This is a genomic window from Methylobacterium sp. Leaf94 (assembly GCF_001426045.1).
GTDB lineage: Bacteria > Pseudomonadota > Alphaproteobacteria > Rhizobiales > Beijerinckiaceae > Methylobacterium.
This window is the reverse complement of the sequence record NZ_LMRM01000015.1, coordinates 43,121-67,220: the sequence shown is the minus strand read 5'-3', so window position 1 is coordinate 67,220 and position 24,100 is coordinate 43,121. Positions and strand designations below refer to the sequence as shown.

At 68.2% G+C, this 24,100-nt stretch carries 19 protein-coding genes, 1 tRNA gene and 1 pseudogene; 13 read left to right on the top strand and 8 right to left on the bottom strand.

The window, feature by feature from the left end:
* The first annotated feature begins 3 nt into the window (after positions 1–3).
* The 5 genes and pseudogenes from rfbB (at position 4) to ASG63_RS25220 (ending at position 5,892) form a co-directional block, all read left to right on the top strand.
* A complete protein-coding gene (gene rfbB, locus ASG63_RS11275; protein ID WP_056216070.1) occupies positions 4–1,077 on the top strand; it encodes a dTDP-glucose 4,6-dehydratase in 1,074 nt (357 codons plus the stop codon).
* 21 nt (positions 1,078–1,098) lie between these two features.
* On the top strand, positions 1,099–2,007 hold the full coding sequence (gene rfbD, locus ASG63_RS11270; protein WP_056216083.1) for a dTDP-4-dehydrorhamnose reductase: 909 nt from the start codon (positions 1,099–1,101) through the stop codon (positions 2,005–2,007).
* A pseudogene (gene rfbA / locus ASG63_RS11265) lies at positions 2,004–2,892 on the top strand (glucose-1-phosphate thymidylyltransferase RfbA); the annotation flags it as partial. The gene rfbD and the pseudogene rfbA, both read left to right, overlap by 4 nt.
* Positions 2,893–4,088: 1,196 nt before the next feature.
* Complete coding sequence (locus ASG63_RS24135) at positions 4,089–5,381, top strand: polysaccharide biosynthesis/export family protein (protein WP_082559262.1); 1,293 nt, start codon at positions 4,089–4,091, stop codon at positions 5,379–5,381.
* Between the two features lie 259 nt (positions 5,382–5,640).
* Positions 5,641–5,892, top strand: coding sequence for a hypothetical protein (locus ASG63_RS25220; protein WP_156394158.1), 252 nt, complete (start codon positions 5,641–5,643; stop codon positions 5,890–5,892).
* 185 nt (positions 5,893–6,077) lie between these two features.
* On the opposite strand, the gene ASG63_RS11255 is transcribed toward ASG63_RS25220, so the two are convergent.
* The 3 genes from ASG63_RS11255 to htpG all read right to left on the bottom strand — a co-directional run bounded on the left by ASG63_RS11255 (position 6,078) and on the right by htpG (position 10,075).
* Positions 6,078–6,153, bottom strand: a tRNA-Thr gene (locus tag ASG63_RS11255).
* A 75-nt stretch (positions 6,154–6,228) separates the two neighbouring features.
* The gene (locus tag ASG63_RS11250; protein WP_056216066.1) at positions 6,229–7,881 is read right to left on the bottom strand and encodes a DEAD/DEAH box helicase; all 1,653 of its coding nucleotides are present in this window, start codon (positions 7,879–7,881) and stop codon (positions 6,229–6,231) included.
* Between the two features lie 358 nt (positions 7,882–8,239).
* On the bottom strand, positions 8,240–10,075 hold the full coding sequence (gene htpG, locus ASG63_RS11245; protein WP_056216064.1) for a molecular chaperone HtpG: 1,836 nt from the start codon (positions 10,073–10,075) through the stop codon (positions 8,240–8,242).
* 249 nt (positions 10,076–10,324) lie between these two features.
* On the opposite strand from htpG, the gene ASG63_RS11240 reads away from it, so the two are divergent.
* Positions 10,325–10,627 carry a hypothetical protein gene (locus ASG63_RS11240; RefSeq protein WP_056216062.1) on the top strand — a complete coding sequence of 101 codons (303 nt, stop codon included), beginning with the start codon at positions 10,325–10,327 and terminating at the stop codon, positions 10,625–10,627.
* A gap of 67 nt (positions 10,628–10,694) precedes the next feature.
* Here ASG63_RS11240 and ASG63_RS11235 read toward each other — a convergent pair whose 3' ends face one another.
* Positions 10,695–13,583 (bottom strand): EAL domain-containing protein, encoded by a 2,889-nt coding sequence (locus tag ASG63_RS11235; protein WP_056216060.1) that lies wholly within the window; start codon positions 13,581–13,583, stop codon positions 10,695–10,697.
* Positions 13,584–13,796: 213 nt separating this feature from the next.
* Between ASG63_RS11235 and ASG63_RS11230 the strand changes: the two genes are divergently transcribed.
* Positions 13,797–14,144 (top strand): cupredoxin domain-containing protein, encoded by a 348-nt coding sequence (locus ASG63_RS11230; RefSeq protein WP_082487528.1) that lies wholly within the window; start codon positions 13,797–13,799, stop codon positions 14,142–14,144.
* 102 nt (positions 14,145–14,246) lie between these two features.
* Here ASG63_RS11230 and ASG63_RS11225 read toward each other — a convergent pair whose 3' ends face one another.
* The gene (locus tag ASG63_RS11225) at positions 14,247–15,248 is read right to left on the bottom strand and encodes a hypothetical protein (RefSeq protein ID WP_056216056.1); all 1,002 of its coding nucleotides are present in this window, start codon (positions 15,246–15,248) and stop codon (positions 14,247–14,249) included.
* A 330-nt stretch (positions 15,249–15,578) separates the two neighbouring features.
* Between ASG63_RS11225 and ASG63_RS25945 the strand changes: the two genes are divergently transcribed.
* Positions 15,579–15,740 (top strand): hypothetical protein, encoded by a 162-nt coding sequence (locus ASG63_RS25945; protein ID WP_200927249.1) that lies wholly within the window; start codon positions 15,579–15,581, stop codon positions 15,738–15,740.
* 36 nt (positions 15,741–15,776) lie between these two features.
* Here the strand turns inward: ASG63_RS25945 and ASG63_RS11220 are convergent, their stop codons facing one another.
* Positions 15,777–16,868: a cytochrome-c peroxidase gene (locus ASG63_RS11220; protein ID WP_056216053.1), complete on the bottom strand. Its 1,092-nt coding sequence runs from the start codon at positions 16,866–16,868 to the stop codon at positions 15,777–15,779.
* A gap of 197 nt (positions 16,869–17,065) precedes the next feature.
* Between ASG63_RS11220 and ASG63_RS11215 the strand changes: the two genes are divergently transcribed.
* Entirely contained in the window at positions 17,066–18,106 is a 1,041-nt protein-coding gene (locus ASG63_RS11215; RefSeq protein ID WP_056216051.1) for a glutamine synthetase beta-grasp domain-containing protein, read from the top strand.
* A 126-nt stretch (positions 18,107–18,232) separates the two neighbouring features.
* On the opposite strand, the gene ASG63_RS11210 is transcribed toward ASG63_RS11215, so the two are convergent.
* Entirely contained in the window at positions 18,233–19,174 is a 942-nt protein-coding gene (locus tag ASG63_RS11210) for a glutaminase (RefSeq protein WP_200927248.1), read from the bottom strand.
* Between the two features lie 368 nt (positions 19,175–19,542).
* On the opposite strand from ASG63_RS11210, the gene ASG63_RS11205 reads away from it, so the two are divergent.
* Positions 19,543–19,890, top strand: coding sequence for a NepR family anti-sigma factor (locus tag ASG63_RS11205; RefSeq protein ID WP_056216049.1), 348 nt, complete (start codon positions 19,543–19,545; stop codon positions 19,888–19,890).
* Entirely contained in the window at positions 19,890–20,474 is a 585-nt protein-coding gene (locus ASG63_RS11200) for a sigma-70 family RNA polymerase sigma factor (RefSeq protein ID WP_056216046.1), read from the top strand. Before ASG63_RS11205 ends, ASG63_RS11200 begins: the two co-directional genes overlap by 1 nt.
* 60 nt (positions 20,475–20,534) lie before the next feature.
* Here the strand turns inward: ASG63_RS11200 and ASG63_RS11195 are convergent, their stop codons facing one another.
* The gene (locus tag ASG63_RS11195) at positions 20,535–20,801 is read right to left on the bottom strand and encodes a hypothetical protein (protein WP_056216044.1); all 267 of its coding nucleotides are present in this window, start codon (positions 20,799–20,801) and stop codon (positions 20,535–20,537) included.
* A 401-nt stretch (positions 20,802–21,202) separates the two neighbouring features.
* On the opposite strand from ASG63_RS11195, the gene ASG63_RS26945 reads away from it, so the two are divergent.
* Both ASG63_RS26945 and ASG63_RS11185 read left to right on the top strand, forming a co-directional pair.
* Positions 21,203–21,661 (top strand): YciE/YciF ferroxidase family protein, encoded by a 459-nt coding sequence (locus ASG63_RS26945; protein WP_443189788.1) that lies wholly within the window; start codon positions 21,203–21,205, stop codon positions 21,659–21,661.
* 207 nt (positions 21,662–21,868) lie between these two features.
* Positions 21,869–24,013: a helicase-related protein gene (locus ASG63_RS11185; protein WP_056216040.1), complete on the top strand. Its 2,145-nt coding sequence runs from the start codon at positions 21,869–21,871 to the stop codon at positions 24,011–24,013.
* Positions 24,014–24,100 lie beyond the last annotated feature (87 nt).

Genomic DNA, 24,100 nt, shown 5'->3' with positions numbered 1-24,100 from the left:
CCCATGCGCATCTTGGTGACGGGCGGCTGCGGCTTCATCGGATCGGCTCTGGTCCTGCACCTGGTGCAGGACCTCGGACATGCGGTGGCGACGCTCGACGCGCTGACCTACGCGGCCAACCCGATCTCGCTCCAGCCGCTGGCGGGCAACCCGCGCCACCGGCTCGTCGAGGCCGACATCTGCGACCCGGGGGCCGTGCACGCCCTCTACGCCGACTTCCGGCCCGAGGCGGTGATGCACCTGGCCGCCGAGAGCCATGTCGACCGCTCGATCACCGATCCGGGTGCCTTCATCCGCACCAACGTGGTCGGCACCCAGGTCATGCTGGACGGGGCCCGCAGCCACTGGGACGGGCTCGCCGGCGCCGAGAAGGCGGCCTTCCGCTTCCTGCACGTCTCCACCGACGAGGTCTACGGCTCGCTGCCGCCCGACGGCTTCTTTACCGAAGCCAGCCGCTACGACCCGCGCTCGCCCTACTCGGCCTCCAAGGCCGCCTCCGACCACCTGGCCCGCGCCTGGCACGAGACCTACGGCCTGCCGGTCCTGGTGACGAACTGCTCGAACAACTACGGCCCGCGCCACTTCCCCGAGAAGCTCATCCCGCTGATGATCCTCAACGCCCTGGAGGGCAAGCCGCTGCCCGTCTACGGCGACGGCCTGAACGAGCGCGACTGGATCCACGTGGAGGACCATGCCCGCGGCCTCGTGGCCGTGCTCGAGAGGGGCCGGGTCGGCGAGACCTACCTGCTGGGCGGGCGCGCGGTGCGCAACAACCTCAGCGTCGTCCACGCGCTCTGCGCCGCCTTCGACCGCCTGCGCCCGGACCACGCCCCCCACGACCGGCTGATCACCTCCGTCGCCGACCGGCCCGGCCACGACCGGCGCTACGCCATCGACCCGTCCAAGGCCAAGGCCGAGCTCGGCTGGCATCCGACCAAGGACTTCGAGCGGGCCCTGGAGGAGACCGTGCGCTGGTATCTGGCCAACGAAGCCTGGTGGCGCCCGATCCGCGAGGGCCGCTACACCGGCGAGCGCCTCGGGCTCGGCCAGGGCGCCGCCCCCGCCCCGAGCGCCTGAGGCCGCCTGATGCCCGAGTCACTGGACATCCTCATCCTCGGTGGTGCCGGCCAGGTCGGCACCGAGCTGCAGAACCCGGCGCTCTGGGAGGCGGGCACCCGCCTGCACGCCCCGAGCCGCACGGCGCTCGACGTCACCGACGCCGCCGCCATCGACGCCGCCCTGAGCGCGCGCCCCTACGGGGCGGTGGTCAACGCGGCCGCCTACACCGCCGTGGACAAGGCCGAGAGCGAGATCGCCGCGGCCTGGGCCCTGAACGCGGTGGCGCCGGCGCTCCTGGCCGCCGCCACCGCCCAGGCCGGCATCCCCCTCGTCCACGTCTCCACCGACTACGTCTTCGACGGTCGCACAGAGGCCCCCTGCACCCCCGACACGCCGGTCGACCCGCGGAGCGTCTACGGCGCCAGCAAGGCGGCCGGCGAGATCGCGGTGCGCAGCGCCAACCCCCGCCACGCCATCCTCCGCACCGCCTGGGTGGTGAGCCCGCACCGGGGCAACTTCGTCAAGACGATGCTGCGCCTGTCGAACGAGCGCGAACGCCTCAGCGTGGTCGACGACCAGCACGGCAACCCGACCAGCGCGGGCGACCTCGCCGCGGGCCTGGCGGCGATCGCCCAGGCGCTGGCGCGCGATCCCACCGCCCCCACCGGCACGCACCACTTCGTCAATGCGGGCGCCACCACCTGGTGCGGCTTTGCCCGCGCCATCGTGGCGGGCGCGGCCCGGCGCGGGGCCCGTTGCGTCCCGGTCGACGCTATTCCCACCAGCGCCTTCCCGACCCCGGCGCGGCGCCCGGCCCATTCGGTGCTGTCGACCGCGAGCCTGACGGCCGCCTACGGCCTGAAGCCGCGGCCCTGGGAACAGGCCCTCGACGACATCCTCGACCGGCTGGTCGGCCCTGAACGGACAACGACGGAGACACAGGCATGAAGGGGATCGTTCTGGCCGGCGGCACGGGCACGCGCCTGCACCCGGCCACGCTGTCGATCAACAAGCAGCTGCTGCCGGTCTACGACAAGCCGATGATCTACTACCCGGTCTCAGTGCTGATGCTGGCGGGCATCCGCGAGATCCTGATCATCTCCAGCCCCGAGCACCTGGACAACTACAAGCGCCTGTTCGGCACCGGCGAGCAGTTCGGGCTGTCCTTCAGCTACGCGCTCCAGCCCCGGCCGGAAGGGCTGGCCCAGGCCTTCCTGATCGGGCGCGACTTCGTGGGTGCGGACAGCGTGGCCCTGGTGCTGGGCGACAACCTGTTCTTCGGCTCGGGCATGCGCGAGATGCTGGCCCAAGCCCGGGCCCGCGAGAGCGGCGCCACGGTGTTTGCCTACCACGTCGACGATCCCTCGGCCTACGGCGTGGTCACCCTCGGCCCGGACGGGCGGCCCCTGCGCCTCGTCGAGAAGCCGGTGACCCCCGAGAGCCCCTGGGCGGTGACGGGCCTGTACTTCTACGACAACCAGGTCCTCGACATTGCCGCGGCGGTGACGCCCTCGGCCCGGGGCGAGCTCGAGATCACCAGCGTCAACGAGACCTATCTCGAGCGCGGGCAGCTGCACGTGGAGCGCATGAGCCGCGGCTATGCCTGGCTCGACACGGGCACCCATGACAGCCTACTGGAGGCGGCCGAGTTCGTGCGCACGCTCCAGCACCGCCAGGGCCTGCAGGTGGCCTGCCTGGAAGAGATCGCCTACCTGCAGGGCTTCATCGGCAAGGAGCAGCTCGTCGCCCGCGGCAAGCTCTTCGCCAAAACCGCCTACGGACAGAACCTCCTCAAACTCGCACAGGAAGACCAGACCGGCCGCCTCGTACGATNCATCGGCAAGGAGCAGCTCGTCGCCCGCGGCAAGCTCTTCGCCAAAACCGCCTACGGACAGAACCTCCTCAAACTCGCACAGGAAGACCAGACCGGCCGCCTCGTACGATAGCCAAGGACAGGGACGGGCTGAATGACGGCCGGCAGGGGACCTCCTGGCAAAGGACCTCGCACGGCCCGAGGCGGTCGGCTATAATTGCGGATATGGAGACTCAATACATGATGTTCCCGAAGATGCTAAGAACGTCCAAGGTCGGGTTGGGTCGCTCGAGCGGGCAAACCGGACGGCTCTTTCGGTCTGCGTTCTGGTGCCGCGCAGTGATGAGGATCGTGCTCTTCCTGTCGATGCCATCGATAGTCCAAGGGGTTGCCAATGCTGAAGGGCGGCGCCCTTTGGGCGGCAGCTCTCCCTGTATCGCCGGAGATCCCGTGCGGGCAGGCTGTCAATCGAGCCCGATCTACAATGCCCCGCCAGGGGCACCAAATCTCATTCAACAGGCACCTGATACCTCGGCGCGCCGCACGTTCGGAACCTCTCAGCGTCCGAGGATCGAGACTCGCGAAGGTGTACCTCAACGATAGGAGGCTTGGAGCGCACAATCGTCGTGTGGGACTGACTTCCGAGGCGACGTCCGCCAGCACCTGCCTCTGCAATGATGAATCGGGCACCAGACGACGAAGCCGGGCGTCCTCGTGCTCCGGACCTTTCATCTTTCTGTCCTGATCGACCTTCGGACCGCCAGACTTCCTGCGCCAGCGGTCGAAGCTTCGCTCGGAGATGTCCGCCTCGTTGAACACGCGACGGCGACGCTCTTGCCTTGCGCCGTCTGAACCTCGATCTGGCGCAGCATCAGCAAGGCCTGCTCCGAGCGCGGCCTATCTCCTCGCTTCATTCCCGATTCCTCTGGTCCTGGCCGATCCTCTCCATCAGCCCGGTCCAAAGCCAGCCGAGCTGCGATGTGTTCCAAGTGTTTTCTTGATCAGTCTTGCGTCGGCGTGTGCGACGTCTATGTTTTTCTCAAAAATGCTATCGTTTGATGGAGTATCTTCGAAGGCTGCGGTCCCAACGCCATGATTGCGACGCAAAATTCGCTATCTTCGACTGCGCCGATGGGTAGCATAGGATTTGCCCTCGACAACTGTATGGTGCGGTGCGGTGCGAGATCAGGTATCAGCAAGCTTCGCAGGAGGGCGGATGTCGATGCGGTGGGCGTTGAAGGCAGCCAATTTCCGAGCCGCTTTGGCCGGATCGATTATTGCCATTGGAACCTTGGGCGGGACATCTACAGCGTTCGCCGACTATCGAATCGCCGCTGGAGATGTCCTCGAACTTAATGTCTATGGCATTAGCCTTCAGCGACGCGAGACCGTGGATCCCGACGGCAACATCTCTATGCCTCTCATCGGTCAGACTCACGCCGAGGGACTGACCCTCGTTGAGCTCCTTGACCGACTTCGTTCTCTGATTTCCGCTAAATCCTACAATCAGCGTCTGCCCGATGGGCGCGAGGCCGTGACCGTAATCGCGCCGGACGAAGTGTCGATCTCAATCGTCGAATACAGGCCGGTCTATCTGAAAGGTGATGTGGCTCAACCGAGCGAGCAGGCGTTTCGCCCAGGAATGACAGTTCGCCAAGCTGTGGCCCGTTCCGGCGGGTACGACATCGTGCGATCCAGAATTGAAAGCTCGCCGCTGTCGTCCCTCGACTCGCTCGACGAGTATCGAAAACTTTGGCTGGACCGCGTGCGTCTGGGTGGTCGCATCGACTTTTATCGCGATGCTCTTGGGCGACCGGGAGAAGCGGAGCCGATACCAGTCGGCCGCAATCCGCTCGTTGAAGCTGTTGAGAAAGGAATTCGCAAGAGCGAGATCGACCGGCTCGCTGCCAAGCAGGCAGGTTATCGAGACGTCTACAAAGGATTTGAGAAGAATATCGCGAATGCCATCGAGCGCATGCGTGTGTTGGAAAATCAGATCAAATCGGAGGAAGACGGGAGCAAGAGCGATGCGGAGGATGCTGAGCGTATCGCAGAGCTCTATCGGCGCGGTTCCGTTCCCTTGACGCGCGTTTCCGATGCTCGGCGCCTAGCCTTGCTCTCGGCATCCCGCATGCTGCAGGTCTCGGCAAACATCGAAGTCGCGAAGAAGGAACGCGTTACAGCCGAGACTGATCTTCAGCGTACCAAGAACGACCATCTGGCCGAGATGATGACCGATCTCTCGGACACAAGTTCGGACCTGAGAAAGACGAATTCGCGGATTGATGCCGTCTGGGATAAGATCAGCTACATCACGGCGCTACGCTCCCAGCTTGCTGGCGGCGGCGGCTCGCCGCAGAGCATCACGATTTTCCGCAAGGTCGGAGCTTCCACGGTCCCACAGCGTGCCAACGAAGATACACCTCTCGAGCCCGGCGATGTGATCGAGGTCCGGCTTCAAGTTGATTCGGCAAAACTGTTCAGCGGCCCGTCTACCGCCTCGAACTGAACGCGAGGCGGGCCTCTTGATCGCGCAGAGTGGCCAGCCAAGGGCTGGTCGCGACCAAGCGGAAATCGGCGTGTTGCTCGCGGTCGATGTTAATGGTCCGCGTCGGCAGCGTACGGCCGATCGAACGCTTGGCGACGAAGCGGTTCTCCCTTTCACGTGAAGCCCGTCCGCACGATTCACCACAAATGTACACCCAGCCTTATGGGTTGCATGCTCTAACCCAATCTCCTCGGTGGATGACTTGATTGGGACGCAAGCCATGGCGCAAATCTGGCTGACCTATGATGAAATGGCCTCAGTCTTCGGTGTCACCAGCGAAGATGCTCGAAGCGGCGCAATCGCGAACGGCTGGGGGCGTATGAAGGATAGGTCCGGTACGAAATACGTCCGGTTGTCGCCGAGTCTTGCTGACGAATATCTTTCTCGCATCGCGAAGCATCGCCAGTTTGTCTCACAGGGAGCCATTCAGATCGACGCTCAAGCGAATGCGAGGTGTGCGGTCCCGGGATGAGATCATGCCTCATCGCAGGATAACGCGGCGATGAGGCGATCTTTCTGTAGCTCAGTCAAAAAATCAGTCCGCGGCTGATCGCACACGGACCTGCCATGTACCCCCAAGGTGACCACGGCCTTGGAAAATTCGTGCGGACCGATCCGAAAATTTCATGATCGAGGCCCGCGCGGAGCGAGAACGTATGGTGCCGGTTGCGGGACTTGAACTCGCGACCTACCGCTTACAAGGCGGTTGCTCTACCAGCTGAGCTAAACCGGCGTGCGTTCCTGCGCTACCAGTGCCGTTGGCCCGGCGCAAGCCCGAGTAGGGGGGACGGTGCCGGATCGGCGGCTGTCAGGCGGCGCGATCGTCGAGGCGGCGGGTATCGGCGAAGATGCGGCCGTCCGGGAAACGGTAGCGGATGGTCTCCGTCAGGCGCCCCTGCGCGCGGATGTCGATGGCCTCCGGGCGGGTGAGACGGTCCTGCGCCGCCATGGCTTCGACGGCCGTCATCGGGACGTCGCGGCCGCCGCCGAGCTGGCGCCACCACTGGACCGCCTTCTCGCGCGGGTAACCGACCTGCGCGAGGCCGACCACGATCCAGTGGTGCCGGCCATCGCAGAGGTGAAACGTGATCGCGAGGTCTTCCGCCGAACCGGAACGGGCGCGGGTGGCGAAGGTCCAGCCGGCGACGCCCTGCCAAGCCGATCCTGCGCGGACGGGCATCGGCCGGGAGAGGATCGGATGGGCGTCGTCGGCGGAGGCCTCGTGGCCCGGGTCGTCCCGCTCCGCCTCGGGCTCGACCCAGCAGGCCTCGCAGGTGCTGGCGTTGAGCGCGATCAGCGCGCCGCAGCCGGGGCAGGGCTTCGCCCGGATCTCGCCCTCGCGTCCCCGGATCGCGGCGGCGCTGCGCGCGGTGACGATGTCGACCGGACCGTGCATGCGGACGAGGCCGGCATAGTCGAGGATCAGGGCGTCCGCCTTGTCCGGAGCCCGGCGCAGGGCACGACCGACCTGCTGCACGTAGAGCCCGGTGCTCTGGGTCGGGCGCAGCAGGGCGACGAGGTCGACCTGGGGCACGTTGAAGCCGGTGGCGAGGACGCCGACCGAGGTCAGGCAGCGGATCCGGCCCTCGCGGAACGCCCGGACGATGCGGTCCCGCGCCCGCCTGGGCGTCTCGCCCGAGAGGGTCTCGCAGCTGTGGCCCTCGGCCCGGATCGCGTCGCGCACCGCCGTGGCGTGGGCGACGCCGGCGCAGAAGGCGAGCCAGGCCCGGCGGCCCTGCCCGTAGCCGACCATCTCCCCCACCGCCGCGCGGGTGATCCAGTCCTGGTTGACGGCGGCCTCGAGGGCGCTCGGGATGTAGTCGCCCCCGCGCCGCGGCACCCCCGTGACGTCGAGGGTCGTGGCGGTGGCCTTGGAGATGAGCGGCGCGAGGTAGCCCTGGTGGATCAGGTCGCCGACATTGGCCTCGTAGACGATGGCTTCGAACAACCGGCCGGGGCCCGCGTCGAGGCGCCCGCTGTCGAGGCGGTAGGGCGTGGCCGTCAGGCCGACGACGCGCAGGTCGCGGCGCTCGGCGCGCAGGGCGGCCAGGAAGCGGCCGTAGCGGGTCTCGGCGTCGCGGGGGATGAGATGGGCTTCGTCTACGACCACGAGGTCGAACGCGTCGAGGTCGCGGGTCCGGTTCCAGATCGACTGGATGCCGCAGAACAGCACCTGTGCGCCGGCCTCGCGGCGACCGAGGCCGGCGGAATAGATACCCGCCGGTGCCTCCGGCCAGAGCGCCAGGAGTTCGCGGTGGTTCTGTGCGATGAGTTCGCGGCTGTGGGTGACGACGACGATGCGATGGCGGGGATCGCGATCGAGCATCTCTCGCACCAGGGCGGCGATCACCAGCGACTTGCCGGCACCGGTCGGCAGGACGATGAGGCCCGGGCCCTCCTGTCGTGCCCAGGAAGCATAGAGGGCGTCGAGGCTGGCGCGCTGATAGGGGCGGAGATCCATCGGCGGCGTTTCTAGCGCCTGCCGCCTCCGGCGTCCGTGGCCAATCTGCCGCGCGTCCGCGCCGTCGCCGTCTGACTCCCCACGGCCCCGGCACGCCAGGGGCTGTCCATCGGGCCGGTAGGCCGTTCCGGTCCAGACCGCAGAAGTCTCCGACGGTTGGATCGGCACGTGTCGGGGCTGTCGCTCGGCCCTGCACGAGTGCGGCGGCCTTCGTGTCTCCGGAGCGGCCCTTAGCGTCGGACACGGTCTGCGCCAAGCCCTTTCGGAACCCGTGCTCTCGAAGTCCGATCGCCCGTCAGGCCAGGCGGGTCCGGCCAAGACGCTCCGCCGGACCCGCCTCGTCGAGCGGAGGCCGGACTCAGGCCGCCGCCAGGGCTGCCGCCATCTTCTGCGCGAAGGCGACGGGATCCCGCGGCGTGTCGCCGTCCTGCACCCGGGCGAGGTCGAGGAGGGTCCCGGCCGCGTTGGTGATCGCCTCTTGCGCCTCGACCTTGGCGCTGAGCGCGCGGATCAGGGGATGGCGCGGATTAATCTCCAGGACCGGCATACCGCCGCCGCCCCGGCCGGCCCGGCGCAGGAGCCGCTGCATCTGCAGGTCCGGGCCATGGCCGGAGGCGGAGAGCACCACGGCGCTCTCGACCAGGCGGTCGGTGGCGCGCACGTCGGAGACGTCGGGGCCGAGCGCGTCCTTGAGTGCCGCGACCAGGGCCTCGACGGAGGCCGGGGCTTCTTCGCCCTCGGGCGTTTCGCCCGCGAACTTCGAGAGGTCGACGGCCCCTTGCGTAACCGAGCGCAGGGGCTTGTCGTCGAAGCGGGCCAGGGCCTCGGGCCAGAAGGCGTCGACGTGGTCGGAGAGCAGCAGCACCTCGATGCCGCGGGCGCGGAAACCCTCGAGCTGGGGCGAGCGCTTCAGGGCGTCGGCATCATCGGCGACGAGATAGTAGATCGCCTCCTGACCGTCCTTCATCCGCGAAACGTACTCGGGCAGGGAGGTCCAGCCCTCGACGGCGGAGGAGTGGAAGCGCAAGAGCGGCGCGATCTCGGGCCGCCGCTCGTGATCCTCGTAGATGCCCTCCTTGAGGACGGGTCCGAAATTCTCCCAGAACGGGCGGTAGCCCTCGGCGTCCTTGGCCCGGGTGGTGAGTTCGGAGAGGACGCGGCCGGTGACAGCGCGGCGGATCTTGGTGAGCACCGGGGTCGCCTGCAGCATCTCGCGGGAGACGTTGAGGGGCAGGTCCTCGGTGTCGACCACGCCCTGCACGAAGCGCAGCCAGGAGGGGAGGAGCTCCGCCTCGTCGGTGATGAACATGCGACGGACGTGCAGGCGCACCTTGCTGGCGCGCTCGCCCTCCACCGCCTGGAACGGCTTCATGCCAGGCACGAACAGCAGCGCGGAGAATTCCAGCGCCCCTTCGGCGCGCCAGTGCAGGGTCGCCCAGGGCTCGTCGAAGTTCATGCCGACATGGCGGTAGAACTCGGTGTACTGCTCCGGCGTCACCTCGGACTTCGCCTTACGCCACAGGGCCGTGCCCTGGTTGGCGTTCTCCTCCTTGCCGTCCTCGCCGCGGATCGCGATCGGCACGGTGATGTGGTCGGCCCATTTGCGCACGACGTGGTCGAGCCGGTAGCTCTCCAGGTACTCGTCGGCATCCTCCTTGAGGTGCAGGACGATGTCGGTGCCGGGCTCCGCCCGGGTGGCGGGCTCCAGGGTGTAGCTGCCCTGGCCCTCGGACGCCCAGGTCCAGGCCTCCTCGGAGCCGGCCCGGCGCGAGGTGACGGTGACCCGGTCGGCGACCATGAAGGCCGAGTAGAAGCCGACGCCGAACTGGCCGATGAGGCTCGGCTTGTCCTCGGGCCTGGCGTCGCTGAGGGTCTGGCTGAAGGCGCGGGTGCCCGAGCGGGCGATGGTGCCGAGGTTCTGGGCCAGCTCCGACTTCGTCATGCCGATGCCGGCATCGGTGATGGTCAGGGTGCGGGCCGCCTTGTCCGCCGCGATGCGGACCTTGGCGTCGGCGGGCAGCGCGGAGGCCTGATCGGTCAGCGCCTCGAAGCGGCGCCGGTCCATGGCGTCGGCGGCGTTGGCCACCAACTCACGCAGGAAGATCTCCCGGTCGGAATAGAGGGCATGGACCACGAGGTCCAACAGACGCCCGACCTCGGCACCGAATTCGTGCCGTTCCACGGTGTCGCTCAAGGGACCGCCTCCTGATGTCGAAGAAAGGATGAAGCGAGCGCGATATGCCGTCGCGCCCCGGCGAATTCAATGGCGGCCAAGGTCCAGAAGGGTCTGGGCGGGGAGGGGATAGGTCGGACGCGGACCGGCATGCGCGGCGCGCAAACCCGATTTCCCGCTGCCGGCGCGCAACCTTCGCGGGTCTCGGGCGTAGCCGTGCCTTCACGACACATGACGTCCCTTCCCCTCACGACAGCGAGACGGCCCGAGATGGAACCGATGAAGCCGATGAAGCCCATGGAACCCATGAAGCCCATGGAGCCGATGAAGGGATCCGACCCGTGGTGGCCGCAGGAACTGGGGCAGCCCTCCACCAGCGGCGGCCAGAACGACATGCGCTACGCGTTCTTTCCCAACAAGCACCGCCTGCTGATCGAGCGGGACGGCAAGCGGACGACCTATGACAGCGGCGATCACCGGATCAGCGGCGTCTCGCAGTCGAACGGACGCTCGCCGACCTTCACGAGCCAGAACGGCGACGTCGCCGTGGACGACCTCAAGGTCGTCGACTGATCCCGGACCGTCGCCGGGGCTCGGTCGCCGGGCGCGGGTCCTGGCGGTCGCGCCGAGCGGGGCGCCGTCAGGCCACCGCCCGGGCAGCGTCGCTGTTCCCGCGCGACCAGCGTTCGATCGCCTTGGGGACTTCGGAGGCCGGACTCGGCTTGGCGAAGAAGTAGCCCTGGCCCTCGTCGCAGCCCTCGCTGCGCAGGCGATCGAACTGCGCCTCCGTCTCGATCCCCTCGGCGGTGGTGCGCATCCCAAGGCTGAGACCGAGGCCGATCACGGCCCGGACGATGAGGCCGGAATCGGTCTTGTTGGTGATGTCGCGGACGAAGGACTGGTCGATCTTGATCTTGTCGAAGGGGAAACTTCGCAGGTAGCTCAAGGACGAGTAGCCGGTGCCGAAATCGTCCATGGCGATCCGGACTCCGAGGCGGCGAAGGGCGTAGAGCGTCGCCAGGGTGGCGAGGTTGTCCTTGAGGAGCACCGATTCGGTGATCTCGAGCTCGAGCCGCCCCGGCGGCAGCCGGCTCTGCGCTAGGGCTTGACGGACGGCCTCGACGATGACCTCGTCGCGGAACTGCACCGCCGAGACGTTGACGGCGACCTTGATGCCGTCGGGCCAGCGCATCGCCTCGGTGCAGGCGGTGGTGAGGCACCAGGCGCCCAGCGGCACGATGAGACCGATCTCCTCGGCGACCGCGATGAAGTCGCCCGGCGGAACGAGGCCGCGCACGGGGTGGCGCCAGCGCACCAGGGCCTCGAAGCCGCCGATGCGCCGGGCGCGGAAGTCGTAGATCGGCTGGTAGTGCAGCTCGAACTCCTCGCGCGCCAGGGCCTCGCGCAGGTCGAGTTCGAGGGCCCGGCGGGCCTGGAGGCTGACATCCATCTCCGCCTCGAAGAAGCGCCAGGTCCCGCGCCCATCCGCCTTGGCGCGGTAGAGCGCGACGTCGGCATTCTTGAGGAGCTTGTCGCAGGTGGTGCCGTCGCCGGGCGCGAAGCAGATGCCGATGCTGACGCCGACGCTCGCACGGTGGCCGTCGAGGTCGTAGGGCGCGCTGACCACCTCGACGATCCGCCGGGCGAGCACGGCGGCGTCCCGGGGCTGCTCGGCCTGTGACAGGATGATCGCGAACTCGTCGCCCCCGAGGCGGGCCACGGTGTCGACCTCGCGCACGCAGGCACGCAGGCGGTCGGCGACCGCCCGCAGCAAGGCATCGCCCACGGGGTGGCCAAGCGTGTCGTTGACTTCCTTGAAGCGGTCGAGGTCGAGGCAGAGCACCGCGAACGGGCTGCCGCGTCCGAGGTGGGCGACCGCTTCCTCGATCCGCTCGCCGAACATCGCCCGGTTCGGCAGGCCCGTGAGCACGTCGTGCCGGGCCATGAAGGCGATGCGCGCATCCGCTTCGCGGCGCTCGGTGACGTCCTCGTAGGTCGCCACGAGGCCGCCCCCGCGCACCGCCTTGTGCGAGACCGCGACCACGCGCCCGTCGCCGAGGTGGAGGAAGTCGGAATCGACTGCGCCGCCGCTGGCGGTCTCGGCCTGGGCCAGGGCGAAGGCATCGGGCTCGGGCTGCGGGTAGTCCCCGCGCGCGGCGCTGAGCCCCGCGACGTCGCGATAGGGCAGACCGAGGGGAAGCTGCCCGGGCTCGAGGCTGAAGATCTCGCAGTAGCGCCGGTTCACGACGGTGAGGCGGCCGTCGGCGTCGAAGAGGCAGAGGCCCTGGGACATGTTGTCGAGGGCGGTGTCGAGGCGCAGGTTGGTGGCCTGGAGGATGGCTTCCTGCTCCTTCAGGAGCGTGATGTCGCTGCAGACCGCGATGAAGCCGCCCGTGCGCGTGGCGCTCCGGCTGATCCGAAGCCAACGGCCATCGCCGAGGCGCAGCTCGCTGCGCTCGTCGGTCGTGGCAAGGAGCGCCTGGGCGAGGCTGCCCGGACCGGCTTCACCCGCCGCGAGCGCGGCGATCGTGCGGCCCGCGGGCCGGGTCCCGGCGGCGAAGCCGAGGTAGTCCTCCGCCTGGCTGTTGGTGAGGCTGATCCGCCCGGCCTCGTCGACGACCACGATCCCCTCCCGGGAGGTCTCCAGGGCATCGGCGAGGCGGTCCTCGGCGGAAATCCGCTGTGCGACCTCCTTCTCCATCGCACGGCGGATGTTGTCGCGCATGGTGCCCATGGCCGACAGAAGCGTGCCGACCTCATCGGCCCCTCCGGCCGGCATCGTGCCGCTGAGGTCGCCGCCCGCGATGCGGGTGGCGACCTGCGAAGCATCGGCGAGCGGCCCCATGATGCGGCGCGCCAGGCAGAAGGCGACGGTCCCGGAAAGCAGCACGGCGATCAGGGTGCCCAGGAGGTTGAGCCGGGTCTCACGGGCCACGATGGCGCGGGCCTGCTGCCGATAGATGAAGCCGTCGCCGGCCGTATAGTTGATGAACAGGTCGAAGTTTTCCTCCGCCACCGCCGCGTGGCGGTCGAGCTCCGCATAGGCAGCCTCGCTCCGGCCGAAATCGGTGATCCTGGCGCGGGCCTCCGTCCACGCGGACACCGCGCGCTCGGCCGCCTGCGCCGCGCGGGTCGCACGCTCGGATTGGGCGCGCTCCACGGCGATCTCGAGGTCCTCGGCGAGGAGGCGCTGCAGGCTGGCGAAGCGCTCGTCGAGGCGGGTGCGGGCCGCCGGATCGGTGACCATCCAGCGCCGGGCCTCGGCCGTGCGCATCCCGGCGAAGTCGGTGGCGGCGGCCCGGGCATAATTGATGGACATCAGAGACCGGTCGAAGGTCTGGCTGACCAGTTCGTCGGCGCGGCGGATGCTCGACGCCGCCGACAACCCGAGCGCCCCCGTGATGGCGCTCATCACGAGGAACGCGATCACGATCCGTCCCCGGATCGTGCCGAGCATCGCGGCGACGGCCTCCGCGAGCCGCCGGCCGGGACGCGCCCGCGATGTCATCGGGTCTGCGGGCGATGTCATCCAGCCTTGTCCCGTCCCATCATCGCAGCAGGATGACCGAAAGACGTTAAGGCGATCTTGAGATCGGGCCGGCAGTTTATCCCCTTAACCGGACTTTCACTCAGGCGTTTTATGGTTGTGGAGGTCGAAAGGCTCTTGAGCATCGAGACTGCTCGTCGTGGTTCGGTCGCGGCTCGTTTCGATCCTGATCGTCGTTGAACGAACGGAAAACCGATGCGGCCCTCGACAATTGCTTGCCTGGCCTTCGGGCTTCTTGGTGCGATGAGTGGCGGGCTTGCCTGGGCCACCGTCGGTGCGCCCAGCCTGCACGTGTCCCAGAAGGGGCGCGCCTTTCAACCCAATGCCCTTACGGTTCCACGCGGTGCCAACGTGGAGATCGTCAACGACGACGGCGACCTGCTTCACCACGTCTACATCGATGCGCCGGACTTCACGTTCGATTCGGGAGACCTGAGGCCCGGGAGCCGGACCCAGGTCGTCTTCAACGTGGCTGGGACCTTCGCCGTCCTGTGCGGGATCCATCCGAAGATGAAGTTGACCGTACGGGTCGACGGCCGCTGACATCCGGGGCGATCGACCGTCTCCGAATCGAGCGCCGCCGGGGCTCCCGCCGGAGCCGCCCGCGGCGCTTCCCGTCGCGCCCGCACGGCGCGCGAGCGACCCTCAGAGCAGGGTCGACCCCTGCAGCACGGCGTGGGCGCCGTAGTAGAGGCCGAGAAAGGCCGTCAGCGCCGCCCCATAGCCCACGGGCGTGAGGGCAAGGTTACGCAGGCGATAGGGCGATGCGGCGTTGTCGGCCGCGAGGGCCACCATCGCGACGATGATCGGCGCGTGGCCGATGGCGTCGACCTTGCCGAACTCGAAGATCGCCGAGATGAAGGTGGCGGCCAGCAGGATCGCGGCGACCCGGCGGACCAGCGGGGTGCAGACCAGCGCGAAGGCCAGGGCGAATTCCACCGCGCCGGCTGCCTTCATGAAGTATTCGCCCGTGAACCCGAGCGTCATCGCCGGATGCTCGATGAAGAGCGGGAACGACCATTGCGGATAGGCCCACTTCTCGACGGAGGCCCACATCAGGGTGATGGCGGCGGTGTAGCGCACGATGTCGAGGGGACGGAGGCCGCCGGGTAGGGAGCGGCCGAGGCCGGTCAGCGCGCAGTAAGCGGCGACTCCGAGGAAGATCGGGTAGTCCGCGAGGTGGAAGGCGCCGTACTGGACCAGGGCGGTCGTGAACAGGACCACGATGCCGAGGGCCGAGAACGGCATGGTCCGCCGCCACAGGAAGCCGGCCGCGATGGCGAGCTGGAACCACGGGAGCGCGCTGCTGGTCGTCTTCAGCTCGGGCGTCAGAATGACGCCGCCGAGGGTCCAGAGCGCGACGAAGAAGCCGCCCAGAACCGCACGGAACAGGAGCTCGGTGTTCTCGCGTGCCCAGGCCGTGGTCCGGTCGAGGGATCGCGTGAGTGCTGCCCCCAGCACCGTACCTTCGAGAAGACCGCCCACCATCAGGGCGAGCACGGAGAGGCCGACCAGCTTCTCGAAGTCCGAGCACAGGACCTCGCCGAGGTCACGAGGCGACCCGACCAGGTCGTAGGCGCAGAACCATTTCACGTGTGCCATCGCGGCGTCGGAGCCTGCGACCGTGAGGACAGCCGCCATCATCATGACTGCGGTGCGCGGCAGCCAACGTCTTCCGGGGTACATGGAGGGAAGCCCTATTCACGACACCGGCGCGGGGGCCTGCCGGCGCGATGAAAACTACGCGCCTTCGCCGGTTTGCGGAAGGAACTTGTTAATAGACCTTTCTAAATGGTTAACCTGTTGCTTGCCGGCATCGGCCGTGATCCGCGTCCGACCGGTCGGATGCATGGGGATCCCGTAACGCTTCGATGACGATGCTGTCGGAAAGCCTGCACCCGGACATGGTCCGCTAACCCTCGCGGGGCTACGCCGGGGATCGCCCGCCTCGACCCGAAGAGCCACCCGAAGAGCCCGATGATCGCGACCTTGAGCCTGTCGAGCCTGATGGTGGGGACCGGCCTGTCCTACGCGGCGACGCGCGCGCCGAGCCGGGCCGACGCTCTCGAACGCTGGTCCGGGCGCCTCCTCCTCGGCGGGCTCGGCCTCCTCGGGGCCGCTCTCCCGCTCTTCCGCTGACGCGACCCGACAGCGTCCCTGACGAAGGGCGATCCCTCAGTTGAGGCGGGGCGGGACCGGGAGGCTGGCCGTGCCGTCGGCGCTCAGGGTCTTCAGGAACGCGATCAGGTCGCGCTTCTCGGCGTCGGTCAGCCCCAGCGCCTTGATCGCGGGCGATCGGCTGGGCCGGTCGATCCCGCCGCGATCGTAGAGATCGATGACGTCGCGCAGGGAGGCCAGCGAACCGTCGTGCATGTAGGGGCCGCGCTCGGTGACGTCGCGCAAGGTGGGGGTCTTGAACGCGTAGCGGAGCTGAACCGAATCCGGAAAGAACGCTGCCCGTCCCACATCCGCCTCGGCGCCGACGCCGATGTCGTGGAAGGATCCGTCCGTGAAGGTCCAGCCCGAATGGCAGCCGGCGCATTGCGCCTTGCCGTTGAAGAGCGCGAACCCGGCCTTCGCACTCGGGCCGATGGCGCGGGCGTCGCCCGCGACCCAGCGATCGAACGGCGCCTCGCCGGAGACGATGGAGCGCTGGAAGGTCGCCAGCGCCAGCTCGACGGTCCGCCGACTGATCGCCTCAGGCGATCCGCCGGCTGCGGCGCGTTCGGGGAACGCCGCCGCGAAGGCGCGGACGTAGCCGGGATCGGCTCTCAGCCGTGCGAGCAAGGTCGCCTCGGGCAGGTTCATCGCGCTGGCGCTGGTGATCGGCGTGAAGGCAACGTTCTCGAGGTCGCGGAATTTGCCGTCCCAACCGAGGATCGGGATCTGGGCCACGTCGAGCAGGGTCGGCGTGCGCACTTTCATTGCCGCGCCGGTCTCGCCGATGCCGCGCGGGCGGCCGTCGCTCCACGATTGAGTCGGGACGTGGCAGCTGGCGCAGCTCATGGTGCGCTCGCCCGACAGGAGCGTATCGAAGAACAGGCGCTGGCCGAGTGCGGCCTTGGCCGGGCTGTAGGGATTGTCGGCCGGGTAGACCGCCTCGTCGACGCGCCGATAAGCCTCGCGCAGCGCCGACAGCTCGGCCTGCGTCGTGCTGACATTCGCTTGTTCCGGCTCGCCGGCACCCGAGGTGCGTAATCCGAGGCCCGATGCCGCGAAGGCAATCAGGGCAACGCCGGCAAGCGCGGCGCTTACCCGTCTGCGCATCGCGATCTCCTGATCCTCTCAGCGCTAGTCCGGATCCGTTAACGAAGTCTCACGCGAAGCCTCTCCCGCCCAAATGCCGCAGCACCGAACCGGTGCCGGTTGGCGCGAACGTTGCTTAGGCCGCCTCAGTCAGCAATGGCTGCGAATCCCGTCAGGTGTCCTGGGATGTCGCATCGCTTCAGGACGAGAGGCTCGGAATGACGAAATACAAACTCGAGTATATATGGCTCGACGGCTACACTCCGGTGCCGAACCTTCGCGGTAAGACCCAGATCAAGGAATTCGACGCGTTCCCGACCCTTGAGCAGCTTCCGCTCTGGGGCTTCGACGGCAGCTCGACGATGCAGGCCGAAGGCGGCAGCTCCGATTGCATGTTGAAGCCCGTGCGCCACTTCCCGGATTCCACGCGCAAGAACGGCGTACTGGTGATGTGCGAAGTCATGATGCCGGATGGCGTCACCCCGCACGCCTCCAACAAGCGCGCCACCATCCTCGACGACGACGGCGCCTGGTTCGGCTTCGAGCAGGAGTACTTCTTCTACAAGGATGGCCGTCCGCTCGGCTTCCCTGCCTCCGGCTATCCGGCTCCGCAGGGGCCGTATTACTGCGGCGTCGGCTACAAGGAAGTCGGAAGCATCGCCCGCAAGATCGTCGAGCAGCACCTGGATCTCTGCCTCGATGCCGGCATCAACCACGAGGGCATCAACGCCGAGGTGGCCAAGGGCCAGTGGGAGTTCCAGATCTTCGGCAAGGGCTCCAAGAAGGCCGCCGACGAGATGTGGGTCGCCCGCTACCTGCTGCAGCGTCTGTGCGAGACCTACGAGATCGACGTCGAGTACCATTGCAAGCCGCTCGGCGCGACGGACTGGAACGGCTCGGGCATGCACGCCAACTTCTCGACCGAGCACATGCGCACGGTGGGCGGCAAGGCGTATTTCGAAGCCCTGATGGCGGCCTTCAAGGAGAACCTCGACGACCACATCGCCGTCTACGGCCCCGACAACCACATGCGCCTGACGGGCAAGCACGAGACGGCGGCGATCGACCAGTTCAGCTACGGCGTCGCCGACCGGGGCGCCTCGATCCGCGTGCCGCACAGCTTCGTGAACAACGAATACAAGGGCTACCTCGAAGATCGCCGTCCCAACAGCCAGGGGGACCCCTACCAGATCGCCTCGCAGATCCTGAAGACGATCTCCTCGGTTCCGACCGCGACGAGTCAGCAGGCGGCTGCCTAGGTTTTAGGCGTCAATTCGTCAATTTTGCTTCGAACCTAGGCAGGGTCCGCCGCGTTCTGCGCGGCGGGCCCTTCTTTTTGCCTGTTCGGACGGCAAGTCGGTCGGAGCGAGCCGGTCCTCCAGCCTTCAAGCGCCGAAGATCGACCAGCCCAGCCGCCGGGTGAGCATCTCCAGGGCGATCCGTCCGAGATGGGAATTGCCGGAGGCGTCGAGGCCGGGCGACCAGACGGCGATCGAGGCCTTGCCCGGCGCGATCGCCAGGATGCCGCCGCCGACGCCGCTCTTCCCCGGAAGACCCACCCGATAGGCGAACTCCCCCGAGCCGTCGTAATGTCCGCAGGTGAGCATCACCGCGTTGATGCGCCGTGCCCGCTCGGGCGACACCACGGACAACCCCGTCAGGGGGTTGCGCCCCGAATGGGCGAGGAAGCGGCCCGCCTGGGCGAGCTGCCGGCAGGACATGCTGAGGGCGCAGTGGTGGAAGTAGACGCCGAGGGTGAAGTCGACCGGATTGTCGAGCACCCCGAAGGACTTCATGTAGTGGGCAAGCGCCATGTTGCGGAAGCCCGTCCGCAGCTCGGAGGCGGCCACCGCCTCGTCGATGGCGATGCTGGAATCCTGCGCCAGGAACTGCATGAAACGCAGGATCTCGCCGATGGCCTCACGGGGCTGGTGGCCGGACAGGATCAGGTCCGTGACCGCGATCGCCCCGGCATTGATGAACGGATTGCGCGGGATGCCGCGCTCGCGCTCCAGCTGGACGATGGAGTTGAAGGGACTGCCCGAGGGTTCCCGCCCGACGCGGCGCCAGAGCCGGTCGCCGGCCATGCCGAGGGCGAGGGTCAGGGTGAAGACCTTGGAGATGCTCTGGATCGAGAAGGGTTCGTCGCTGTCGCCGCCGGCCGCGATCCGTCCCTCGGCATCGATCACCACGAGACCGAAGGCCTTGGCATCGACACCCGCCAGTTCGGGGATGTAGGTCGCCACCTCGCCCCGGTCCGGCCGCTCCCGCATCTCGTCGGCGATCTCGCGAACGACACGGTCGAGGTCGGGCACGTCGAGGCTCATGGGCGATTCCGGGGGAGGGCTGGAACGAGGGTTCGGCGACGGGCGCAAACCCCGGGCCATGCCGGTATCCGGCCCGGTCCGGGATGGCACGGTGGGCTTGGACGCCCAGGCTCAACTCCGTCGCCGTATTGTTCAGCTTGGCGACAGGATTGTGGGACTATAGAACCATAACGGCGACGCTTCGGTGATGTATCGCATTTGTTTCTAACTGTTTCTATTTGATGCTCGTGGTCTTTCGCCTGCATTCGGCGGCTTAAGATCAGATGAATGCTTTTTTCAGAGGTCGTTAAATCGCGCAGCCGTAGCACGGCCGCCGAAATGACGGCGCTCCGGACTCTCCGGCCCCGGCCGTCGAGCGACGAGCAGCAATGAGCATTGATTCGAGCGACCCGAACCGCAGCACAGATCCAGGCGATCTCTCCCTCGTCGCGCCGATGGCGGCGTCCCGCGGGGCCGCGGAAACAACGGCCACGATGGCGGTCGCCCGCTCCGAAGCGGGCGCGCCCGAGGCCGCGCGCGCCGGAACTTCCGGCGTCGCGCCGCCTCCATCACCCTGGGCCCGCCAAGGCGAAGCCGGCATGACGGTGGAGGCGCGCCGGCGCATCGGACGCAACCTGCGCCTCCTCTATGCCGAGGTGCTGAATCAGCCGCTCCCCGACCGCTTCGACGCCCTCCTCGCCGATCTGGCCGCCCGCAGCACCACGCGAGGATCCTGATGACCAACGCGATGCCCCAACGGGTCGGCACGCCGCAGGGCGCCGATGCCGAGATGCGTGAACTCCTGCTCGGTGCGATTCCGGCCCTGCGCGCCTTCGCGTTCTCGCTGACCTACGATCTCGACCGCAGCGACGACCTCGTCCAGGACACCCTGGTGCGGGCCTGGACCAAGGCCGACAGTTTCACCCGGGGCACCAACCTGACGGCGTGGCTGTTCACCATCCTGCGCAACCTGTTCTATTCCGAGCAGCGCAAGCGCAAGCGCGAGGTGGAGGACGCCGACGGTGCCCTGGCGGGGCGTCTGACCAGCCTGCCCGAGCAGGAGATCCGGGTGGAGATGCGCGAGTTCCAGGAGGCCTTGAACGCGTTGCCGTTCAGCCAGCGCGAGGCCCTGGTCCTCGTCGGTGCGCAGAGCTTCACCTACGAGGAGGCGGCGGAGATCTGCGGGGTCGCCGTGGGCACCATGAAGAGCCGTGTCAGCCGCGCCCGCGGCCGGCTCATCGAGAGCCTCGGGATGAACGGCACCGACGAGATCGGCGCCGATGCGTTCACGCGGGCGGCCCTGGGGTCGCCTCCCGGGTAAGGGACATTGCCGGTTGAGGGCATCAGCCCGAGCCGGACGCATCTCGCGTCCGGCTTGGGATCAGATCAAGGCTGTCCGCACCGCGCGGGCGATCTCGGCGGGCGGAGTATCGCTCCGGTCGCCGAGGAGGCGCCGGCCCGAAGCGATCACCTGCAAGGCTTCGCGGCTGCTGCCGTCGCGCAGGGCCACCGCTTCGAGGTCGCGCAGATACTCGATCACGCCCTCTCGGGCCTTGCCGTCCCGGGCCAGCACCGGCTCGACCCGCGACGTGACGTCGTTCGCCACCGAGGCCCAGAATGCGGCCGGTCCGGCGGAATTCTCGTGCATCGTATCGCTTCCCTGACGTGTGTGGACGCGCAGGGTCCGACGACCCGCCGAGCGAGCAAGGCGATCCGCCGCCCAAGCGGCCCTTTCGGGGTCGACCCGCATCCAAATTAGCAAGAGAGAAGCGGGGCCTTAAATAACCTGCATCAAGAACGAAGCAAAAACAAATGGTGGCTGTTGTTATAAAAAGGCCCAGACTGTTGTTCGGTTTCCAGCCCTAAGTTGTAGATCGGGCTGGTGCGAAGCTCTGCCTCGCGAGCACGAAGCACAAGCGACGTGTTTTCGAATCATGCGCGTTTCATCAAGGCACCCCGAGACTAGCCTCTCGATGCACGGGCCCTGGCCCTGGTGGCTCGGGGGTACGCCGACCGGCAGGAGGAGCCGAATTTCCCGTCGGCTCCTCGATTCTGCACGACGACACCAGCGGAGGCATCCCTGGGGGTGGGCACCCGCGACATCAAACCCGCGACGACCTCATCGTCCCCACGCTCCACGAGATCTACGACGCGGAGCACCGGATCACGAAAGCGCCGCGCAAGATAAATGCGAAGAGGACGCATCCGGAACTGAAGCAGCGCTTCGCGATCCACCTGCGCCAGACCGAGGACCCGATCCAGCGACTGGCGAAAGTCTTCCAGATGCACGTCCCCAGCCCCAAGGCGGTGACCTGTCCGGCGATCAGCGGCCTCATCGAGGAGGCCGACGCGGAGGACGGCGAGATCGTCGACACAAGGCTGTGCGGGACGCTGTCCGCGTGGCCTCGGCCCAGGCCGTGGAGCACGACGAGATCGCCCGCTACGGCACTCCTCCCGTCCCAGGCCAAGCGCCCGGGACGGGAGGAGTGTGCCAGCGCGCTCCAGTAGAACCTCAACGCGAAAAAGGCGACCGACCACCTGCTCGCCGCCAGGGCCGAGCGTCAGGTCGGTCCGCGCGCGGCCGGAGTCCGACCGGGCGGTGCACGGAGGGCCTTGCGCTGATCGGAGCCGTTGCTTTTTGGGTTGCGTCCCGCGCACCCTGACGCCGCCCGGTCGTCCGTCCGCGGCGGATCGAGACTCCCCGACGAGAGGCCCATGGCCCGCAAGCGTGCGCGACCGACCAACGAGATCCTGCTGGAGGCGGCGGTCCGCCTCGGCTTGCCGCCCCGGAGCGTCGAGGTGGAGGCCCTCCGGCTGCATCTCGGCCTGCCGGACTATGGCGGTCTCGTCGACGACGCGGTGGTCGCCAAGGCCCTTCGGGAGCTGAAGGCGCGGCGCACCTTCGCGGAGGGCGGAGTTGCGGCCGTGAGGAAGGCGATCCCCAGCCTGCGCGCCGCGGTGATGCGGGACGGCAGCATCGCCTGGACCATCCGGACCTTGATCCCCGTCCTCGATGGCGGGCGCCTCGACCTGCGGATCGACGCGAAGCCGGAGACGGGTGTCGCCGGCATCCTCTCCAGCATGGCCCATCGCAACGATCCGAGCTGGCGCCTCGAGGAACTGCGTGCCGCCGTCGCCGAGGCCGGGCTGCGGACTGCGAAGTCCCTGCGCCGCGCCGTGGAGCGCCTGCGCGAGCAGGTCGCCGAGGACCTGCACGAGGTCGGCGCCGATGCCGCCACCTATATCGACCACCTCGACCGTTCGCTGCGTTCGCGCGCCTTCCTCCTCTCGCCGAACCTGAACCAATCGCTCACCGACACCCTGAAGGGCGTGCGCGCCCGCGCCCGCACCGTGGCACGGGAGGATTCCCGCCTGCGCCGCCTGCGCGACCAGGTCGGCTTCGGCGCCTATATCGAGAAGTTCACCGCGGCCCGGCGCCTCGGCCGGCGCATCATCTTCCACATGGGGCCGACCAATTCCGGCAAGACCTACGCGGCCCTGGAGATGCTGCGGGCGGCTGAGACCGGCACCTACCTCGCGCCCCTGCGTCTCCTCGCGCTGGAGAACTACGAGGCCCTGGCCGAGCGCGGCCTGCGTGCCGGCATGGTAACGGGCGAGGAGACGCTGGGCGACCTCAACCCGACCCACACCGCCCGCACCATCGAGACCGCCGACCTCACGCGGCCCGTCGACGTCGCGGTGATCGACGAGATCCAGATGATCGCCGATCCCGATCGGGGCTGGGCCTGGACCAACGCCCTGTTCGGGGTCGCCGCCCGCACCGTGGTGGTCTGCGGCTCCGACGATGCGCTGGCCGCCGTGCGCCGCGCCGCGGAGGCCGCCAACGAGTCCCTCGAAGTGATCGCCTTCGTCCGCAAGACGCCGCTGGTGCTGCAGGAGACGCCCGTTCCCCTGGAGAAGGTGATGCCGGGCGACGCGGTGGTGGCCTTCTCGCGCCGGGCCGTCCACGAGAACCGCGAGATCCTGGTGGCGGCCGGGCACCGGGTGGCGACGATCTACGGAGCACTCTCGCCCGAGGTGCGGCGCGCGGAGGCCGCGCGCTTCCGGACCGGCGAGGCCGACGTCCTCGTCACCACCGATGCCATCGGCATGGGCCTCAACCTCGGTCCGCTGAAGCGGATCGTCTTCTCGGCGGTGCGCAAGTGGGACGGGGTCGGCGAGCGGGGGTTGACCAATTCGGAGATTCGCCAGATCGCCGGCCGCGCGGGCCGGTTCGGGCATCAGGACGAGGGTTACGTCGCTGCCGTTGACGAGACCGGGCTGGAGCCGATCCGGGCGGCGCTGGCCGGGGCTCCCACGGCGCCGGCCGCCGACACGCGCTTCTACGTGCGCCCCGACCTCATCGCGATCAATTCCGTGGCCGAGGAGATGCACACCGATAGCCTGCGCGAGGTACTGGCGCATTTCGCCCGCGCCACCTTCTACGCGGGCTCGCCGTTCCAGCCTTCCGCCCTGGAGGAGATCCTGGAGATCGCCCGCGTGGTGGACAAGGCGCGGTTGCCCATCGCCGAGAAGTTCGCGTTCTCGGTCTGCCCGGTGGACCGGCGCGACCCGGTCTCCCTCGGCCTGCTGGAGCGCTGGACCCAAGCCCGCGCGGCGGGCACGTCGGTGCCCGCTCTCCGGGCGAACCTCGCGGGCGAACTGGACTACCAGGAGCGGACGGTGAAGCTCGCCAGCGCCTATCTCTGGCTGTCCCGGCGCTTTCCCGAGACCTTCGACGATGCCGAGGCTATGCGCACGATGCGGGCACGCGCCAACGGGGCGATCGAGCACCATCTTCGGGAGACGGCAACCCGCAAGGTCGAGCGGCGGACGCGCCGGGTGGGCACGCGGGGCTGATCAGGTCGCCCTCGGGCCACGAGAACCGGTCGGCCAGGGGAGGGGGCAGCCCCTCCCCGACGCCGATCCGGGGTGTTGCTTCAAACG

What these genes read in the sequence shown, in the direction of transcription:
- ASG63_RS11230 (WP_082487528.1), top strand. Translation starts at nt 13,797, where the DNA reads ATGCGGCCCTCGACAATTGCTTGCCTGGCCTTCGGGCTTCTTGGTGCG.
- ASG63_RS11205 (WP_056216049.1), top strand. Translation starts at nt 19,543, where the DNA reads ATGAGCATTGATTCGAGCGACCCGAACCGCAGCACAGATCCAGGCGAT.
- ASG63_RS25220 (WP_156394158.1), top strand. Translation starts at nt 5,641, where the DNA reads ATGGCGCAAATCTGGCTGACCTATGATGAAATGGCCTCAGTCTTCGGT.
- ASG63_RS11235 (WP_056216060.1), bottom strand. Translation starts at nt 13,583, where the DNA reads ATGACATCGCCCGCAGACCCGATGACATCGCGGGCGCGTCCCGGCCGG.
- ASG63_RS11225 (WP_056216056.1), bottom strand. Translation starts at nt 15,248, where the DNA reads ATGATGATGGCGGCTGTCCTCACGGTCGCAGGCTCCGACGCCGCGATG.
- ASG63_RS11250 (WP_056216066.1), bottom strand. Translation starts at nt 7,881, where the DNA reads ATGGATCTCCGCCCCTATCAGCGCGCCAGCCTCGACGCCCTCTATGCT.
- ASG63_RS11240 (WP_056216062.1), top strand. Translation starts at nt 10,325, where the DNA reads ATGGAACCGATGAAGCCGATGAAGCCCATGGAACCCATGAAGCCCATG.
- ASG63_RS11220 (WP_056216053.1), bottom strand. Translation starts at nt 16,868, where the DNA reads ATGCGCAGACGGGTAAGCGCCGCGCTTGCCGGCGTTGCCCTGATTGCC.
- rfbB (WP_056216070.1), top strand. Translation starts at nt 4, where the DNA reads ATGCGCATCTTGGTGACGGGCGGCTGCGGCTTCATCGGATCGGCTCTG.
- ASG63_RS11210 (WP_200927248.1), bottom strand. Translation starts at nt 19,174, where the DNA reads ATGAGCCTCGACGTGCCCGACCTCGACCGTGTCGTTCGCGAGATCGCC.
- ASG63_RS11195 (WP_056216044.1), bottom strand. Translation starts at nt 20,801, where the DNA reads ATGCACGAGAATTCCGCCGGACCGGCCGCATTCTGGGCCTCGGTGGCG.
- ASG63_RS11215 (WP_056216051.1), top strand. Translation starts at nt 17,066, where the DNA reads ATGACGAAATACAAACTCGAGTATATATGGCTCGACGGCTACACTCCG.
- ASG63_RS11185 (WP_056216040.1), top strand. Translation starts at nt 21,869, where the DNA reads ATGGCCCGCAAGCGTGCGCGACCGACCAACGAGATCCTGCTGGAGGCG.
- ASG63_RS25945 (WP_200927249.1), top strand. Translation starts at nt 15,579, where the DNA reads ATGATCGCGACCTTGAGCCTGTCGAGCCTGATGGTGGGGACCGGCCTG.
- ASG63_RS11200 (WP_056216046.1), top strand. Translation starts at nt 19,890, where the DNA reads ATGACCAACGCGATGCCCCAACGGGTCGGCACGCCGCAGGGCGCCGAT.
- ASG63_RS24135 (WP_082559262.1), top strand. Translation starts at nt 4,089, where the DNA reads ATGTCGATGCGGTGGGCGTTGAAGGCAGCCAATTTCCGAGCCGCTTTG.